Annotated in this window: 1 protein-coding gene; it reads left to right on the top strand. The window is 46.0% G+C overall.

The features are described from left to right. Positions 1 to 423 precede the first annotated feature (423 nt). Positions 424 to 1116, top strand: a 693-nt coding sequence (locus QUF07_RS13980; RefSeq protein ID WP_289428195.1) for an Ldh family oxidoreductase, incomplete at its 3' end; no start/stop codon positions are given.

The raw sequence follows: 1116 nt of genomic DNA, 5'->3' as shown, positions 1-1116 counted from the left end.
TAATCTCGGGATGACGAGAAACTGCGGATCGATCACTGACTAAATCAGTGACGGCGAACAATCAGCTATTGACAAAAGATCTGGCATGGCCTATTCTCAGGTTAATTAAACATGAGATGTTAATGAGAAGAGTAACTGGTTGGCTTACCAAACAGAGACTGCTGAATGCTGAAAATGCAGGCTAAACCAATCGGTGAAGATGAGCTCGGAGTCTTGTCGAAAGTGAAAGCTTTAGACACGTTGAGGGGTCGATATCCCCCAGAATATGATCTTTTTGATTGTATTTTTGAGGTGATTCAGCGTAAGTTGAATCACAAACTTTGGGTGGCACCACGACTAAATTCGTCCCTGGACAATTATTTTTGTTCAGGGATTTTTTGCGTCTAATGAAAATCAATCTTCATTTGAAAGGGAGCGGATCTGATGAGAATAAGTTCATCAGCAGAAAAAACATTTTTAGAAAAGGTATTTGCAACAGACGGGTTTTCAGAACATGATGGCGCCCTACTTGCCGACACATTAGTTGATGCGGATTTACGGGGCATTTCGTCCCATGGGATTCAACGGTTGGCTTGGTACACCAGCATGATCAAAGAACACATTATTGAACCCAAAAACAAAGTGAAAGTCCTAAAGGAAACGCCGACCAGCCTACTGATCGATGCCAATAAAAACATGGGTCAGATTGCCTCAGCATTTGCAATGAACAGCTTAATCGACAAAACCAAGAAATTGGGGATTTCGCTGGCTGTTATCCGCAACTCCAATCATTTCGGAACGGCCGGCTACTATGCCCGCTTAGCCGCTAAGCAAGGATTAATTGGGATTGCCTTGACCAACACGCGCCCATTAGTTGTTCCAACCAACGCGACTGAGGCCTTCTTGGGTTCCAATGCCTTCGCCTTTACTTTCCCGGCTGACCCCCATCCCTTTGTCTTCGATGGGGCGACCTCGATTGTTTCCAGTGGAAAGATTCAAGTGCTCGCCAAAAACAATCAACCCATTCCCGGCGACTGGGCGGTTGATGACCAACGACACGTGGTCACCGATGCGCAAAAAGTGGAAGACAATTTGGCCAAAGTTGCCTTCACGGAAGATGAGCCTGGCGGCGGAGTC

This window comes from Lentilactobacillus sp. TOM.63, from assembly GCF_030361045.1.
GTDB classification, from domain to species: Bacteria; Bacillota; Bacilli; order Lactobacillales; family Lactobacillaceae; genus Lentilactobacillus; species Lentilactobacillus dabitei.
Note: the sequence above shows the minus strand (reverse complement) of the source record. Positions and strands in the feature narration are given on the sequence as shown.